At 69.6% G+C, this 16086-nt stretch carries 11 protein-coding genes; 7 read left to right on the top strand and 4 right to left on the bottom strand.

The features are described from left to right. Positions 1–68 precede the first annotated feature (68 nt). Together OG266_RS12780 and OG266_RS12775 are read right to left on the bottom strand one after the other, a co-directional pair. Positions 69–3044 carry an AAA family ATPase gene (locus OG266_RS12780; protein ID WP_371545616.1) on the bottom strand — a complete coding sequence of 992 codons (2976 nt, stop codon included), beginning with the start codon at positions 3042–3044 and terminating at the stop codon, positions 69–71. A gap of 332 nt (positions 3045–3376) precedes the next feature. Continuing rightward, entirely contained in the window at positions 3377–4933 is a 1557-nt protein-coding gene (locus tag OG266_RS12775; RefSeq protein ID WP_371545614.1) for an MFS transporter, read from the bottom strand. A 97-nt stretch (positions 4934–5030) separates the two neighbouring features. Between OG266_RS12775 and OG266_RS12770 the strand changes: the two genes are divergently transcribed. Then, positions 5031–5621 carry a TetR/AcrR family transcriptional regulator gene (locus OG266_RS12770; RefSeq protein ID WP_266474759.1) on the top strand — a complete coding sequence of 197 codons (591 nt, stop codon included), beginning with the start codon at positions 5031–5033 and terminating at the stop codon, positions 5619–5621. A gap of 15 nt (positions 5622–5636) precedes the next feature. Here the strand turns inward: OG266_RS12770 and OG266_RS12765 are convergent, their stop codons facing one another. Beyond that, entirely contained in the window at positions 5637–6599 is a 963-nt protein-coding gene (locus OG266_RS12765) for an aldo/keto reductase (protein WP_371545612.1), read from the bottom strand. A 59-nt stretch (positions 6600–6658) separates the two neighbouring features. Further along, a complete protein-coding gene (locus OG266_RS12760; protein ID WP_371545610.1) occupies positions 6659–6982 on the bottom strand; it encodes an L-rhamnose mutarotase in 324 nt (107 codons plus the stop codon). Between the two features lie 253 nt (positions 6983–7235). Here OG266_RS12760 and OG266_RS12755 point away from each other — a divergent pair, with 253 nt between their 5' ends. From OG266_RS12755 to OG266_RS12730, 6 genes are all read left to right on the top strand, one after another. After that, entirely contained in the window at positions 7236–8084 is an 849-nt protein-coding gene (locus OG266_RS12755) for a FadR/GntR family transcriptional regulator (protein WP_371545607.1), read from the top strand. Between the two features lie 114 nt (positions 8085–8198). Beyond that, positions 8199–11570, top strand: coding sequence for a discoidin domain-containing protein (locus tag OG266_RS12750; protein WP_371545605.1), 3372 nt, complete (start codon positions 8199–8201; stop codon positions 11568–11570). A 51-nt stretch (positions 11571–11621) separates the two neighbouring features. Then, on the top strand, positions 11622–12719 hold the full coding sequence (locus OG266_RS12745; RefSeq protein WP_266474754.1) for an enolase C-terminal domain-like protein: 1098 nt from the start codon (positions 11622–11624) through the stop codon (positions 12717–12719). 94 nt (positions 12720–12813) lie between these two features. Next, positions 12814–14190, top strand: a complete 1377-nt coding sequence (locus tag OG266_RS12740) for an ABC transporter substrate-binding protein (RefSeq protein WP_371545601.1) — start codon at positions 12814–12816, stop codon at positions 14188–14190. Next, positions 14187–15119 (top strand): carbohydrate ABC transporter permease, encoded by a 933-nt coding sequence (locus OG266_RS12735; RefSeq protein ID WP_266474751.1) that lies wholly within the window; start codon positions 14187–14189, stop codon positions 15117–15119. Before OG266_RS12740 ends, OG266_RS12735 begins: the two co-directional genes overlap by 4 nt. Continuing rightward, positions 15116–16063: a carbohydrate ABC transporter permease gene (locus tag OG266_RS12730; RefSeq protein ID WP_371545598.1), complete on the top strand. Its 948-nt coding sequence runs from the start codon at positions 15116–15118 to the stop codon at positions 16061–16063. The genes OG266_RS12735 and OG266_RS12730 overlap by 4 nt, the downstream gene beginning before the upstream one ends. Positions 16064–16086 lie beyond the last annotated feature (23 nt).

Genomic DNA, 16086 nt, shown 5'->3' with positions numbered 1-16086 from the left:
GTCGGTCGCACAGGACATTTGAGGGCCGGGTCACCTTCGGGTGGCCCGGCCCTTCGTCGTACGACGTACTACGTGGCGGTCGTCTCCGGCACGATCAGGCCCTCCCGATACGCGATCGCCACCGCCTCCGTGCGGCCGGCCGCGCCCAGTTTGGCGAGGATGTTCGAGACATGGACGCTCGCCGTCTTGCCGCTGATGAAGAGCTCCTCGCCGATCTGGCGGTTGGTGCGGCCCAGGGCGAGGAGGCGTAGGACGTCGCTCTCGCGGGCTGTCAGTACGGCGATGCGGTCGGCGGCGGACGGTGATTCGGCGAGGCGGCCGCGCCGGATGAGCGTGTCGAGGTCTTCGCGCAGCGGTACGGCACCGAGTCGGACGGCCGCGTCGCGGGCCGCGCGAGCGTGCTCGGCGGCCTCCTCGCGGCGGTCCGCCGACAGCAGCGCCTCGGCGAGGCGCCGCTCGCAGCGGGCCAGTTCGTACGGGTCGCCGTACCCGAACGCGGCGACGGCCTTCTCCCACGCCGTGACGTCGGGACCGGAGTGCGCGCGCAGCCACTCCGCCTCGGCGCGGGCCAGCCAGGCCAGCCCCTCGGGCCCCTGTTCGGTGCCGTCCTCACCCTTGGCGGCCGTGCTCCTGGCCACCTCCACCAGCTCGGTGGCGGTGTCAGTCCAGCGGCGGGCCCCCGCCTCGTCGCCGGTGAGACGCCGCTCGACGGCTGCGTCCGCGACCGCGGACAGGGCCAGCGCGGCGAGCCGCACACCGATGTCGGGCCGCCCGGAACCTGAGCCGTCGGCGAGCCTGACGAGGTTGGCGCGCACGCACTCGACGGCGCCCTCGGCGTCGCCCCGCAGGGCCGCGTCATCGGTCAGCACGATGCCCGCGACGAGGGTGGCCATCCAGTCGAACGGCCCGTCGAGGAGGGCGCGGGCACGGTCGGCGGCGTGCTCCTCGCCCCGGGCCACGGCGACGTACAGCGCGGGACCGATCGCGAACCCGCCCGCCGCGGGCAGCCGTTCGGCGTCGGCGGCGGCCGCTCGGGCGCACTCGTCCCAGCGGCCCAGGGTGTAGAGGACCAGCGACTGGAGGTAGCGCAGCTCCAGGGCGTACGGCGCGGAGACGAGCCCGGAGCGGTTCGCGCGCTCCAGTCCCTCGGAGAGCCAGGTGAGGCACTCGTCCAGGTCCCCGGACTCGTAGCAGCCGATGGCGAGGTTGAAGTGCGCGCGCATCTCGATCGTGACGTGCCCCGCGGTCCGGGCGAGGTCCCGCGCCAGGCGAAGCCGGGCGCGGCCCTCGGGGGTGCGCCGGTTGTGTCCTTCCAGGCCGACCATGGAGATGATCAAGTCGGCCTGCGCGTCGGGCACTTGCAGCTCCTCGGCGATGTGCAGCGCCTGGCGGCCGACGCGCTCGGCGTCCTCGTCATGCCCCATGTACCGCGCCGCCATGACGTGGGTGGCCGCGGCCCACACCCAGGTGCGCGACGGTGGCTCGGCGGGGATCATGGCGAGCGCCTCGCTGCTGTACGTGAACGCGGCCTTCAGGCTGTCGACGCGCATCAGGTTGCCCGCGAGGGTGTAGCGGACACGGGCGGCGAGTTCGGAATCTGCGTCCGATCCGGCTCTGGCGAGGGCGGAGCGGGTGAGGGAGACCGCCCGGTGCGTCTCGCCGGCGTGTGCCGCGGCCGCGGAGGCGCGCAGGGTGAGGGTCACCGGGTCGGCACCGTCCTCGGGGCGGGCGGCGGGGTCCACCGCGGGCCACAGTTCGAGCGCGGTCTCCAGATGGCGCAGTTCCTCGGCGGGGGCGCCGACCCGCTGGGCGTGGTCGGCGGCCTCAAGCGAGGCCGTGAGTGCGTCGGCGAGGTCGTGGCTCTCCCGCGAGTGATGGGCGCGCTCTGCTGCGCTCTTGGCCGAATGGCCGTGCCCGGCAAGGAGTTTGGCGAACGTACGGTGCAGCCGGACCCGCTCCCCGGGCAGCAGATCGGCGTACACCGCCTCGCGGGTCAGCGCGTGCCGGAAGGAGTACGTGGCGTCCTCACCGGGGACCAGGAGTTGCCGGCCGACGGCCTCGCGCAGCGCCGACTCCAGCTCGTCCTCCGGCAGTTGTACGGCGTCACGCAGCAGGTCGTGCTCGACGCGGCGCCCGGCGACGGCTGCCGTGCGCAGTACCTGCTGTGCGGTGTCCGACAGTTGCTCGATGCGGATGAGGAGTACGTCGGCCAGCCCGCTCGGCATGGCGCCGGACGCCGGGCCGGTGTCGCCGGGGAGTGTGTCGGCGGTGGCGGCGAGCAGCTCTTCCGCGTAGAAGGCGTTGCCCTCGGCGCGGTCGACGATACGGCGGACGGTCGTGTCGGACACGGCGCCCGTGCGCAACCCCCGTACGAGCCGGGCCACCTCCGCGTCGGCCATCGGGCGCAGTTCCAGCCGGTCGACGGCGGGCAGTCGGACCAGCTCGGCGAGCAGGGGGCGCAGGGGGTGGCGGCGGTGCAGGTCGTCCGCGCGGTACGAGGCGAAGATCGCCAGGGGGTGCGGCGGGGTGCCGGAGGCCGGGCTCTGGAGGAGGCCGCGGCTGAGGAGGAAGCGCAGCAGGTCGCGGGAGGACTGGTCCGCCCAGTGGAGGTCTTCGAGGACCAGGAGGAGCGGGGTGATGTCGGCGACGTCGGAGAGCAGGGAGGCCATGCCCTCGAAGAGGCGGAGGCGGTTTCCGGTGTCCGGGGTGCTGTCGCTGGTGCCCAGCAGGGGGTTTACCGCGGGGTGTGCGGCGAGGGCGGTGGTGAACCGGTCGTCCGCGGCGAGTACGCCGAGGATCTCTGTGAACGGGAGGTATGGGAGGCCTACGTCGCCCAGGTCCACGCAGTGGCCGGTGAGGACCGTCATGCCGGTGGTTGCGGCGTGGGTGGCGGCTTCCGTCAGCGTGCGGGTTTTGCCGACGCCTGCGTCGCCCGCCACCAGTACCGCGTGGGGGTCGCCCTCCTTGGCGCGGGTCAGCACGCTTGTGAGCCGGGCGAGTTCGTCTGCCCGGCCGATGAACGGCGTACCGAATGTCTGTGCCACGAGGACCATCCTGGCACGGGCCACTGACATGGGGCCGTCGACTTTTTTCGCCCCCTCCGCCCCTACCCGTCCCGTTCCTGGGGGCTGCCGCCCCCAGACCCCCGCATCGCGCTGACGCGCTCGTCCTCAAACGCCGGACGGGCTGAAAGATCTCTCCCCGGCCGGGACTGAAAGATCTGCCGCGGGGGCGAAAGATTTCAGTCCCGGCCGGGGAAAGATTCAGCCCTCCGGCGTTTGAGGAGCGGGGTCTGGGGCGGAGCCCCAGGGGCAAGGGACGGGTAGGGGCGGAGGGGGCGAAAAAGCCCACCCCCAGCCCCCGCCCGCCCCCCCCGTCACACCAGTGACGTCTCGCACTCCGCCGTCTCGGCCTCCCGTACCCGCACCTTCCGCAGCGTCGCCGCAGCCAGCGCCGCCGCCCCGAGCAGCAGGACCGCGCCCGCGATCGCGGCACCCTGCATGCCGCTGGTGAACGCCTCCCGGGCGGCGACCGTCAGGGCCTGGCCGGCGTCGCCCGGCAGTTGCTGGGCGACCGCCAGTGCGCCGCCGAGGGTCTCGTGGGCCGCGGCCGGTGCGTCCGAGGGGACCTCGTTGCGGTAGACCGCGGTGCCGATGGAGCCCAGGACGGCCATGCCCAGGGCGCCGCCGAACTCCGTGCCCGTTTCCAGGAGGGAGGAGGCGGCGCCCGCGTTGCCGACGGGGACGGTGCCCAGGGCGAGGTCCATCATCTGGGACATCACGGTGACGATTCCGGAGGCGAGTACGCCGGCGCCGACGAGCACCAGCCACATCGAGTCGGTCCCGGCGAGGGCCAGCAGACCATAGCCGCACGCGGCGACGACGAAGCCCGCGGTGACGACGTACGCACGGTTGACGCCCTTCTGCACGAGCTGGGTGGTGACCGGCGCCGCGACGCCGATGAGTACGGAGGGGAGCAGCGCCCAGAGCGCGGCCTCCAACGCGCTCTTGCCGAGCACCGACTGGATGTACTGGGTCGTGAAGTACGCCGAACCCATCATCCCGAACGCCGAGATGAGGTTGAGGACGACCGCGGGTGTGAATCCGTGGCCGCGGAACAGGGCGGGCGAGATCAGCGGGGACTTCGCGGTGCGCTGGCGCTGTACGAAGAGGTAGGCGAAGAAGAGGCCGACGGTGACCGAGAGGACGTACTCGGGGTGCCAGCCCTCGGCCGTGAGCTCCTTCAGGCCGAAGATCACGGGCAGCACGGCGGCCATCGAGAGCGGCACGCTGAGGAGGTCGAAGCGGCCGGGCTCGGGGTTCCTGGACTCAGGGAGCAGGATCGGGCCGAGTACCAGCAGCAGCGCCATCGCGGGCAGGTTGACCAGGAAGACCGAGCCCCACCAGAAGTACTCGACGAGTACGCCGCTCATCACCGAACCGAGGGCGACGCCCCCGGTCATGACGCCGGACCACAGGCCGACCGCCTTCGCGCGCTGCCCGGCGTCCGTGAACATCGTGCGGACCAGCGCCATCGTCGACGGCATCAGCGTCGCGCCGCCGATGCCGAGCACCGCGCGGGCCGCGATCAGGGTCTCGGCGCTGTTGGCATAGGCGGCGACCAGCGAGGCCGTGCCGAAGGCGGCGGCGCCGAAGAGGAGGAGCTTGCGGCTGCCGATGCGGTCGCCGAGCGAGCCCATCGTCATCAGGAGGCCCGCGAGCACGAACGCGTAGATGTCGAAGATCCAGAGTTGCTGGGTGCCGCTCGGCTCCAGGTCCGCGCTGATCGAGGGGATCGCGAAGTAGAGGACGGAGACGTCCATGGAGACCAGGAGCAGCGGAAGCATCAGGACGCCGAGGGCGGTCCATTCGCGGCGGCCCGCACGGGCGGCGGGCGTGTTCGTCGAGCTCGTCGGGTTCTGCTGGTTCGTCATGACAGGGACTGTACGAGCGTCTTAAACGCTTGTCTAGTACGAATGTGTAAGACGTAGGTATGGGACGGTTGTCTGGATCGGGAGTACGCTGTCGCCCATGGGACACCGTGAGGATCTGCTCGAAGGCGCCAAGCGCTGCCTGCTGGAGAAGGGGTTCGTGCGTACGACGGCGCGCGACATCGTGAAGGAGTCGGGGACGAACCTCGCCTCGATCGGCTACCACTACGGATCGAAGGACAAGCTCCTCGCGGACGCGTACGTCTCCCTGGTGGAGGACCTGTCCGGTGCCTTCGACCCCGGCGCGGGCGTCAGCAAGGGTGCCGCGCCGGGCTCTCTCGAGCGGTTCCAGGAGGTCTGGTCGAACATCATCCACACGATGCGGGCGCCCGGCTCGCTGTGGCACCTCAGCATGGAGATCGTGGTCATGGGTGACAAACTCCCCGAGGTCCGCGACCACTTGGCGCGGGCGCAGCGCGAGGCCGGCCGCGGGATCATCCCGCTGCTCATGGGGGGCCGTGAGGAGGACGTCACCGACGACGACATCGACTCGGTCGGAATGTTCTACAACACCCTGATGACCGGGCTCATCGCCCAGTGGACCTTCGACCCCGCGACGGCGCCGGACGCCGACCAGCTGACCGAGGGGCTGCGCCGCGTCATGGAGGCGGCGGCGCGGCACGCGGACTGAGCCGCTGTCTCGTGTTCAGCCGGTGACGGCGGCGAGGTCCCGCCACGCGGCCTCGGGCAGGTCGCCGGCGACCCAGTGTGCGGCGGAGGTGACCTCGGCGGGGGAGCGGAAGCCCGCCACCACGGCGGCTACGACGGGGTCCCGGAGAGGGAAGCGGACGGCTGCGTGGGGGAGGACCGTGCCGTGCCGGGCGCAGACCTCCGCGAGGCGCCGGGCGCGGAGCAGCATCGCTTCGGGGGCGGGGCCGTAGTCGAAGAAGGCGTCGTCGGGCGGGCGGGGCCTGCTGAGCAGACCGGAGTTGAACGGTGCCGCGGCGACCACCGAGACGCCTCGCCCGGCACACGCGTCAAGGAGCGGGCGGGCGGTGCGGTCGGCCAGCGTCCAACGGCCCGCCACCATCACGGCGTCCACATCCGCTTCGGCGACGACCCGCAGCAGGGGCGCTACGGCGTTCATGCCGACGCCGATCGCGCCGATGACGCCTTGGTCGCGCAGGGCCGCCAGTGCGGGGAGCGCCTCGGTGACGGCGGCGTCCAAGTGGGCGTCGGGGTCATGGACGTACACGATGTCCACCCGGTTGAGGCCCAGCCGGGTCAGGCTGCCCTCCAGGCTCCGGAGTACGCCGTCGCGTGAATAGTCGGGGCGGCGGACCAGGGTGTCCGGTACGGCGAAGCCCCCCGCGGCCAGGTCGGAGCCGGTGGGTGCGGGGTGGGGTTCCAGCAGGCGGCCGACCTTGGTGGAGACGGTGAACTCCGCCCGCGGCCGGTGGGCGAGGGCCGCGCCGAGCCGGCGTTCGGACAGGCCGAGGCCGTAGTGCGGGGCGGTGTCGTAGTAGCGCACGCCGGCGTCCCAGGCGGCATCGACCGTGGCCAGCGCCTGGTTCTCGTCGAGCGGGGTGTAGAGGTTGCCGATGGGGGCGGCGCCGAAGCCCAGCGGGCTGACGCGGACCTTCGTACGGCCGAGTCGGCGGTCGGTCATGCGGGGATGTCCGTCTCGTAGCTCTCGGTGCTCTCCGTGCTCTCCGTCGAGCAGTGCTCTCAGTCGAGGTGGAAGACCTCCTCGGCGGGGGCCCACAACTGCCCCTCGTCCGCGCTGTCCAGGGGCTGCTGGCACGGGTCGGTCAGCGTCCACCACTCCCGGGTGACCGGGTCGGCGGCGATCAGTGCGGTGTCGGCGGCGTAGTCCGTCCCCGTGTATTCCAGGTAGCTGAACAGCAGGCCGTCCCGGACGAAGATCGAGTAGTTGCCGATGTTGGCCCGCTTGAGGGCCGCGAGCACGCCCGGCCAGGCGGCGGCGTGCAGGGCCCGGTACTCCGACTCTTTCTCGGGCCGCAGTCGGACCACGGCGGCGAAGCGCTGCATTTTGCTCCAGAGGTCAGAGGTCAGAGGGTGTACGGGGCAAGGATCTGCTTCATCCGGCATGTAGGACCTTAAGGATCTGATTCCTTGTACGCAATAGTTCCGACGAGATGCACCAATTGGCATGCTAAGTAAGGGTTTTAGAAGCGGATTGAGCAATCTTGTGTCCCACTCTTCTCAACGCGTAACACCGGTGTCATAGTTGCCCCCACCGATGAACCTGATTAATCCGAGTGTGTACGAGGGGGACAACGCAGTGGGAGCTCCAACGCAGGTGCCCGGCGAGGGGAATGACGACGCGTCAGGCCGCTACCGGCCCGGTTACGAACTGGTCGCCGAGCAGCTGCTCAACTACATTGCCGAGCAGAACCTGCGGTCCGGGGACCGGCTGCCCACCGAACAGGGCCTGGCCGAGATCCTGGGCGCCACCCGCAACGTCACCCGCGAGGCGGTGAAGGTCCTGGCCGCCATCGGCCGGCTCAGCGTGCGGCGCGGCGCGGGAATCTTCGTCGCCGACTCGGCCGGCGGGCTGGTGGACGACCACCTCTCGCATTTCCGGCCGACGAGCATGGAAGACGTCCTGATGCTCCTGGACTACCGGACGGTGATCGAGTCGGAGACGGCGCGCCGTGCCGCCTCCCTCGCCACACCGATCGAGGTCCGGACCATCCGGGAGTGCGCCGAGAAGTCGATGGTGGCGGCGAGGGCGGCCGACGGTTACGGCTTCGCCGAGGCCGACACCGCGTTCCACGACGCGGTGGGTGCCGCCTCGCACAACGTGTTCCTGAGGTCGAGCGTCGCCGGCGTACGGCGCCTGGCGTCACAGTCCGATGTCCTGCTGTTCCACGGTGACGCACCCGGGTCGCTGGTGGTCGCGGCGGAACAGCACATCGCCATTGCCGAGGCGGTCGCCGCGGGGGAGGCCGATCTCGCAGCGGAGCTGATGGTGGCGCACATCGCCACCACCCAGAGTCAGTTCGAACGAAAGATCCGCGACAGGCTGTTCAACCTGGACAGCCGCGGCGCCTCCGGTACGCCGGCGCAGCCGCCGAGGAGTACCGGTGCCACGGATGAACCGCGGTCCCCGAAGTCCTCCGCGTCGTAAACACCTGCGTCACGCCGTCACGGCTCGTGAACCAGGCGCACGCCCTCACAGGCACCCCGCCCTCACGAGCCACCCAACGCCGGAGGAACCCGGAGGACGACCGGGTCTCCCCAGATGCCACTTCATTCAGGCGATTGGATTTCCGTGTCTGCACCGTCTGCCCCGAGTTCAGCAGCTGCACCGAGTTCACCATCGGCACCGAGTTCACCATCCCCTCGTGAACGCATACCCGTGCCGCTCCGCAGAGCGCTGGTAGCCGCAGTGTCCCTGGCCGTGGCCACGGCGCCGCTGGCCGCCGCGCCGGCCCAGGCCGCCTCGCCGAAGGGCCTGAACGTCTATGTCTCGCCGACCGGCAGGAACTCCGGATCCGGCACCTCCGCGCATCCGTTCAAGACGCTGGAATACGCGCGGGACTACGTCCGTGAGGCCAAGAAGAAGGTCTCCGGCGATGTCCACGTACTGCTGAAGTCCGGTACCTACCAGCTGAGCCGCACCTTCAGTCTCACCGCCCAGGACTCGGGCAAGGACGGGTCCCGGATCATCTATGAGGCCGCCCCCGGCGCGAACCCGGTGATCAGCGGAGGCAAGCAGATCACCGGCTGGACCCCGGCCGACTCCACGGGCAAGGTCTACAAGGCCAAGGTGGGCGACCTCGACACCCGCCAGCTGTACGTGAACGGGGAGTTGGCGACCCGGGCGCGCAGCACGAAGGACCCGGCCGGCTTCAGTAAGACATCCACCGGCTACACCTTCACCGACAGTGCCATCAGCGCGTATAAGCAGCCCAAGGACCTTGAGGTCGTGAGCAGTTGGGGCTGGAAGCTCCAGCGTTGCGGTGTGGAGTCGATCTCCGGCAACACGATGACGATGGAGCAGCCCTGCTGGCACAACGCCCACCTGCAGCAGGGTCAGGAGATCCAGAACCCCACCTGGCTGGAGAACGCCCGCGAGCTGCTCGACACCCCGGGTGAGTGGTACCTCGACGGGAGCAAGGGCGAGGTCTACTACATGCCCAAGGAGGGCCAGAAGCTGTCCACCGCGACCGTCACGGTTCCGGTCGTGCAGGACCTGGTCGACCTGAACGGCACCAGGGACAAGCCCGTCACCGACGTGTCCTTCGAGGGCATCACCTTCTCCTACTCCACCTGGCTCGCCCCCAGTTCGCCCGACGGCCTCATCGAGGGCCAGGCCGGCTTCCGGATGGTCGGCGAGGGCAACCCCGACTTCGACTCCACCCGGCTGAACTGGCAGAAGACGCCCGGCGCGGTCAACGTGAGCTACGGCCACGACGTCAGCTTCGAGGGCAACACCTTCACCCACCTCGGCGCGGTCGGGCTCAACCTCAACACCGGTACGCAGGGCACGGAGATCACGGGCAACGTGTTCCGTCAGATCGCCGCCACCGGCATCCAGATCGGCGGTGTCGAGGCGGGCGACGCGCATCCCAGTGACGACCGGGACATCACCAAGGACACCACGGTCGACAACAACGTTGTCACCAAGGCCGCCGACCAGTACAACGGCTCCGTCGGCATCCTCGCCGGGTACACCGCCAACACGCTGATCACCCACAACAAGGTCTACGACCTGCCCTACACCGGCATCTCGGTGGGCTGGGGCTGGGGTCTGACCGACGCGGGCGGCAACTCCGCCTACCCGAACAACGCGGGTGTTCCGGTCTGGGACACCCCGACCACCAGCCAGGACACCCGCGTCACCGACAACGAGATCAGCGACATCATGAAGTCGCAGGCCGACGGCGGAGCCGTCTACACCCTCAGCAACAACCCGGGCGGCACGGTCTCCGGCAACTACATCCACGGCGTCCCGGCACCGGCGTACGGAGCCGTCTACCACGACGAGGGCAGCCGGCACTGGGAGAACACCGGCAACGCCATGTGCGACATCTCCTTCCAGTGGCTGCTGATGAACCACGCGGAGGAGAACACCGCCACCGCCAACTACACCAGCAACCCCGCCTACAGCGTCCAGTACCTGAGCAAGAACAACGACGTCAGCGGCAACGTCACCGTCGACTCCTGCGCCCAGCTCCCGGCCTCCATCGTGAACAATGCCGGTCTCCAGCCGGCCTACCGCCACCTCGACCCGGGCCCGGTGGTCACCGACACCCAGGCGCCCACCGCACCCGGTACCCCGGCTGCGACCACCGACTTCCCGACGGTCGCGGACCTCAACTGGGCCGCGTCCACCGACAACACGGGCGTCACCGGCTACTCCGTGCACCGCGACGGCAAGCTCGTCAGCGCCACCGGCAAGACCTCGGTGCGGCTCTCCGGTCTGACCGCGGGCCAGACCTACACCTTCACGATCACCGCCCGAGACGCGGCCGGCAACGAGTCGGGTCCGAGCGCCGAACTGAAGGTCACCATGCCCTCCGGCAGCGACCTGGCGCTGAAGCAGCCGGTCACCGCCTCCTCCGAGTCGGAGGAGAACTTCCCCGAGAAGGCGGTGGACGGCGATCTGTCGACCCGCTGGGCACAGGGCCTGGGGCTCCCCGACCCGTCCTGGATCCAGGTGGACCTGGGTGCCTCGTACGACGTGAACGGTGCGATCACCACCTTCGAGAAGAACAGCGGTTACAAGTACCGCGTCGAGGTGTCGCCGGACGAGGTCCACTGGCAGACGCTGGAGGACCACACCTCCGCCAACACCACCGCGTCGACCAACTACTCCCACACCGACGAGCCGGTCACCGGCCGCTTCGTGCGACTGACGGTCACCGGGACCAGCGGCAACGGCGGAAGCGTCTACGACTTCCAGGTGTACGGCGAGGCCACCGCGCCCAGTTCCGACCACACGGCGCCCACCGCCCCCGGACAGCCCGACGTCACGCCGCTGCTGCCCAGCGTGGTGGACCTCAGCTGGCCGGCCGCGACCGATGACACCGGTGTGACCAGCTACGTCGTCCACCAGGACGGCAAGCGGATCGCCGTCACCGGGGACACCACCCTGCGGGTCTCCGGCCTGACCCCGGAGAAGGAGTACTCCTTCACCGTCGTGGCCCGTGACGCCGTACTCAATGCCTCGGAGCCGAGTGAGGCGGCCGTCTTCACCACTCCGGCCGACAACAACCTGGCGCTGAACAAGCCGGTCACCGCGTCCTCGCAGTCGGAGCAGAACTTCCCCGAGAAGGCGGTGGACGGTGACCTGACCACCCGCTGGGCGCAGGGTCTCGGCCTGCCCGACCCGTCCTGGATCCAGGTGGACCTGGGCAAGGACACCAGCGTCTCCGGCGTGGTCACCACCTTCGAGCTGCCCCGCGGCTACAAGTACCGCCTGGAGTACTCGACCGACGGCACGACCTGGTCGACGCTCGACGACCACACCGCCGAGAACACCGTCTCGTCGGCCAACCACTCACTCCCCGACGAGCCCGTCACCGCCCGCTACCTGCGGCTGACGGTCACCGGATCCAGCTACAACGGCGGCTCGATCTACGAGATGCAGGTGTACGGCGAGTTCTGACCGCACGCCTCAACCCGGGCCGGCCCGCTCACACAGGAAACGAAAGCCACGATGAAGATCACCCATGTCGAAGTACACCGGATCGATGTTCCGGCGGCCGCCCCGCCCTTCAAATGGCGGGACGGACTGAGCGGAAGCGCTCCGGTGGGCGACGGCGCGGTCCTGCACATCGGCACCGACGAGGGAGCCGAAGGGGTGGCCCTGTTCGCCCGGCCGGGAGCCTTCATCACCCTGCGGGACCTGGTGGACCGGGTCCTGCGTGACGAACTCCTCGGAGCCGACCCGTTCCAGCGGGAATGGCTGTGGCACCGGGTGTGGGAGCTGGACCGTATCCACGAACTCCCGCTCCCCACCCTGGGTCTGGTCGACACCGCGCTGTGGGACCTGGCAGGGCGCTACCACGGCGAGCCGGTCTGGCGGCTGCTCGGCGGATTCCGGGAGGCGATCCCGGCGTACGCCTCCACCTCGACGTTCTCCAGCATCGCGGAGTTCCTCGACGTGGCGGACCAGTGCCTGGAGCTGGGCTACGCCGGCATCAAGCTGCACGCCTGGGGCGACGCCCGACGTGACGCCGAACTCTGCCTGGCGCTGCGCGACCACGTCGGTCCGGCGGTCCCCCTCATGTACGACGGGTCGGCCGGGTTCGACCTGCCGGACGCGATCCGCCTGGGGCGGGCGCTCTCGGAAGCCGACTACCTCTGGTACGAGGAGCCGATGCGCGAGTTCAGCATCTCCGCGTACCAGGCGCTGGCGGCGGCCGTGGACATCCCGCTCCTTGTGGCCGAGACCTCCGACGGAGCCCATATGAACTCCGCGGACTTCATCAAGTCCGGTGCCGCCACCTTCGGTGTGCGGGCCGGCACCACCCTCCGGGGCGGTATCACCGGCGCCATGCGCACGGCACACCTCGCCGACGCCTACCGGCTGCGGGCCGAGGTGCACGGTTCGGACATCCCGAACCACCACCTGTGCATGGCCATCTCCAACACCACCTACTACGAGTCCCTGGTGACCGCGACGAAGGTCGTCCGCGAGCGCCATGTGGACGCACAGGGCCTGGTGCACGCCCCCACGGGGCCCGGCATAGCCCTCCCGCTCGACTTCGGCTACGGCCCCGAACTGCTGCCGTTCGTCGAGCAGCCGCGCTGACCGGACGGTGGCGGTCCGCCCGGACCGTCACCGCGACCGGCGCCCCCATCAGGCGCATCACCCGTCCCACGCAGGAAACCAGAAAGGCAAGACAATGTGGTCTTCCGGAACTCCGAGAGCGCGCAGCATGGTGCGCATCGCGGCCGCCGCGCTCTCCCTGGCCACGGCAGCGACACTGGCCGGCTGCGCCAGCGCCGACACCTCCACCGGCTCCTCGCCTTCCGCTTCGGCGTTCAAGCCCGGCACGCAGAAGGCGGGTTCGCAGATCACGGTGTGGGCCGACTCGACCCGGCTGCCGTCGGTGGAGGCGTACCAGAAGGCGAACCCGGACGTGAAGATGGACATCGTCACGTACGACGGAGGCGCCGACGGCTCCACCTATCTCCAGTCCAAGGTGCAGCTCTTCGACCGGACCGGCAGCGGCTGGCCCGACGTGGTGTTCGGCTCACCCACCGACGTGACCTGGGCCTCCGAGCCCACGACGTCCGGTGCGCAGCCGTTCGCGGCGCCCCTGGATTCCAGCCTCGTACCGAAGAGCACGCTCGACGGCTTCGCCAAGGGCTCCCTCACGCCCTGCGAGTTCGACGGCCACACCTACTGCCTGCGCAACGACATCGCGCAGGTCGTCCTCTGGTACAACAAGGACCTCATGGACAAGTGGGGTTACGAGGTCCCCACCACCTGGGAGCAGTACGAGGCCCTCGGCAAGCAGGTCGCGAAGGACCACCCCGGCTACCTCGTCGGCTCGGTCGGCGACACCAACTCCCATGAGTCGTACTTCTGGTCGGGCCAGTGCCCGGCGTTCCAGCTGACGAAGCCGGACACCCTGCGCACCGACCTCCAGGACCCGAACTGCACGAAGATGGCCGGTCTCCTCGACGGGCTGATCGACGCCAAGGCCGTCACCACCAAGGGCTTCTTCAGCCAGGGCTTCGCCAAGGACAGCGGCAGCAAGGTCCTGATGGCGTACGGCCCCTCCTGGTACGGCCAGTATCTGTTCAAGACCGCGTTCGAGACCCCGGCCAAGCAGATCGCCGCGGCGCCCCCGCTGAAGTGGGACGGCGCGACCACGACCGCGACCGGCAACGTCGGCGGCGGCGTGTGGATGGTGTCCTCGCACAGCGCCAACCTCAAGGCGTCCACGGACCTGGTCACCTGGCTGACCACCTCCGACGAGAACCAGGCGGCCGCGCCCACCTACCCGGCCTACACCAAGGCCGCCGAAGCGTGGCTGGCCAACCCGGTCAACAGCGACTACTTCGCCAACGACGTGAGCGGGCCCTTCAAGGAGGCCGCGGGCGAGGTGTGGACCGGCTGGTCGAACACCAGGTTCTCGGACGCCACCGCCTGGTCGAGCGTCGTCCTGCCGGAGCTGACCGCGGGCAAGAGCCTCACCTCGACCCTGGAGGCCTGGCAGAAGGAGATCGGCAACGAGGCGAAGGCCGAGGGATACCAGGTGGTCAACCAATGACCTTGCTGGAGACCGAGCGCGCAGCCGTCTCCGCCCTCCGCCGCGGCACCGGGCCGCGGCGGAGGGGCCCCGGCCCCGCGGGCTACCTCTTCGTCGCCGGCTACGCGATCCTGCTGCTCGCCTTCGGGGTCTTCCCGACCGGCTACTCGTTCTACCTGGCGCTCACCAACGACCAGGGCCAGTTCACCGGGCTCAACCAGTTCGTGAAGGTCGCCCAGGACTACCGCTTCGTCCCGGCCTTCACGCACATGCTGGTCTACCTGGTGATGTGGCTGGTGGTCCTCGTCGTCCTGGTGGTGCTGGTCGCGGTGGTGCTGCGCAGCAGGGTGCGGCCGGGTACGTCGGCGCTCTTCCGCTTCCTGTACTACATTCCCGGCGCCCTGGCCGGAGTCGCCAGCGTCCTGGTGTGGCTGTTCATGCTGGACCCGGACGTCAGCCCGGTGTCCTGGCTGCTCAACAGCATGGGCATGCACAGCTTCGCGGCCGTGCTCACGCCCGGCAACCTGCCGCTGATCCTCATGCTGATCGCCTTCTGGACCGGCGCCGGCGGCTGGATGGTCGTGATGTACGGGGCGCTCAACAACATCCCCGACGAGGTGCTGGAAGCCGCCCGCATGGACGGCGCGGGGCCCTGGCGCACCGCCTGGCACATCCAGATCCCGATGATCCGGCAGTGGATCGTCTACATGACGATCATGGCGTTCGCGACCGGCACCCAGCTGTTCGTCGAGCCTCAGCTGCTCCAGACCGCCAGCCTCGGCCGGGTGAGCCCCACCTGGTCGCCCAACCAACTGGCCTACGTCTACGCCTTCCAGCAGGGCGACTTCAACGGCGCCGCCGCCATCTCCGTCTTCCTGCTGGCGCTCGGACTCGTGGCCGCCGGACTGCTGGTCGCCCGCTCGAACCTGTTCAAGTTGGATGAGAAATGACGCAATCCACGCTCTCCTCGACAACGACGACGGCGGCGGCGACCGGGACGACTGCGGCGGCGGGCCGGCGTCCTCAGCCCTCCCGGGTCGTCTCCTTCCTGATCGTGGGCCTCCTGCTCGCCCTGCTCCTTGTGTTCTTCGTGCTGCCGGTGATCTGGCTGCTGCTCGCGCCGTCGAAGACCGCCGGACAGGTGGTGCAGGACAACCCGCTCTCCTTCGGGTCGTTCCAGCAGATCGGCGCCGCCTGGCAGCATCTGTTCGCCTTCCAGGACGGCGCGATGGTCACCTGGCTGCGCAACTCGGCGGTCTACTCGGGGGGTTCGCTGATCCTGACGCTGGCCGTCAGCATTCCCGCCGGTTACGCCCTTGCCCTGACGAACTTCCGGGGACGCAAGACGCTGCTGACCATCACCCTGGTCACGATGATCATGCCGCAGGCCACCCTGGTGCTGCCGATCTTCCTGGAGCTCAACAAGTTCCAGCTGATCGGCACCGTCTGGTCGGTGATCCTGCCCTTCTCCTTCTATCCGTTCGGCGTGTACCTGGTCTACATCTACTTCGGCAGCAGCCTGCCCAGGGACCTGCTGTCGGCCGCGCGGATCGACGGCTGCAACGAATGGCAGCTCTTCACCCGCATCGCGCTGCCGCTGGCGAAGCCGGTGGTCGGACTGGTCGCGTTCTTCAGCTTCGTGGGCAACTGGAACAACTTCTTCCTGCCCTACCTCGTCCTGCCGAAGAGCGAGCAGTTCCCGATCCAGGTGGGCCTGAACCAACTCCTCACCTCCACCCCGTCGTTCAACCCGGTGGCGGGCGCCGGTCTGAACATCACCATCCCGGAACTGGCCCTGGCGATCGTCGTCGCCATCCTGCCCGTCCTGGTCCTCTTCCTCTTCTCACAGCGCACGCTGGTCTCCGGGATGCTCGCCGGCGCGACCAAGGAATGAGCGCCTCCTCGCTCCGATTTCGA

The organism is Streptomyces sp. NBC_00554 (genome assembly GCF_041431135.1).
GTDB lineage: Bacteria > Actinomycetota > Actinomycetes > Streptomycetales > Streptomycetaceae > Streptomyces.
Note: the sequence above shows the minus strand (reverse complement) of the source record. Positions and strands in the feature narration are given on the sequence as shown.

Bases quoted from the DNA above. Each gene is read 5' to 3' on its own strand.
- OG266_RS12775 (WP_371545614.1), bottom strand. From the start codon at position 4,933: ATGACGAACCAGCAGAACCCGACGAGCTCGACGAACACGCCCGCCGCC.
- OG266_RS12770 (WP_266474759.1), top strand. From the start codon at position 5,031: ATGGGACACCGTGAGGATCTGCTCGAAGGCGCCAAGCGCTGCCTGCTG.
- OG266_RS12765 (WP_371545612.1), bottom strand. From the start codon at position 6,599: ATGACCGACCGCCGACTCGGCCGTACGAAGGTCCGCGTCAGCCCGCTG.
- OG266_RS12760 (WP_371545610.1), bottom strand. From the start codon at position 6,982: ATGCAGCGCTTCGCCGCCGTGGTCCGACTGCGGCCCGAGAAAGAGTCG.
- OG266_RS12750 (WP_371545605.1), top strand. From the start codon at position 8,199: ATGCCACTTCATTCAGGCGATTGGATTTCCGTGTCTGCACCGTCTGCC.
- OG266_RS12745 (WP_266474754.1), top strand. From the start codon at position 11,622: ATGAAGATCACCCATGTCGAAGTACACCGGATCGATGTTCCGGCGGCC.
- OG266_RS12740 (WP_371545601.1), top strand. From the start codon at position 12,814: ATGTGGTCTTCCGGAACTCCGAGAGCGCGCAGCATGGTGCGCATCGCG.
- OG266_RS12735 (WP_266474751.1), top strand. From the start codon at position 14,187: ATGACCTTGCTGGAGACCGAGCGCGCAGCCGTCTCCGCCCTCCGCCGC.
- OG266_RS12730 (WP_371545598.1), top strand. From the start codon at position 15,116: ATGACGCAATCCACGCTCTCCTCGACAACGACGACGGCGGCGGCGACC.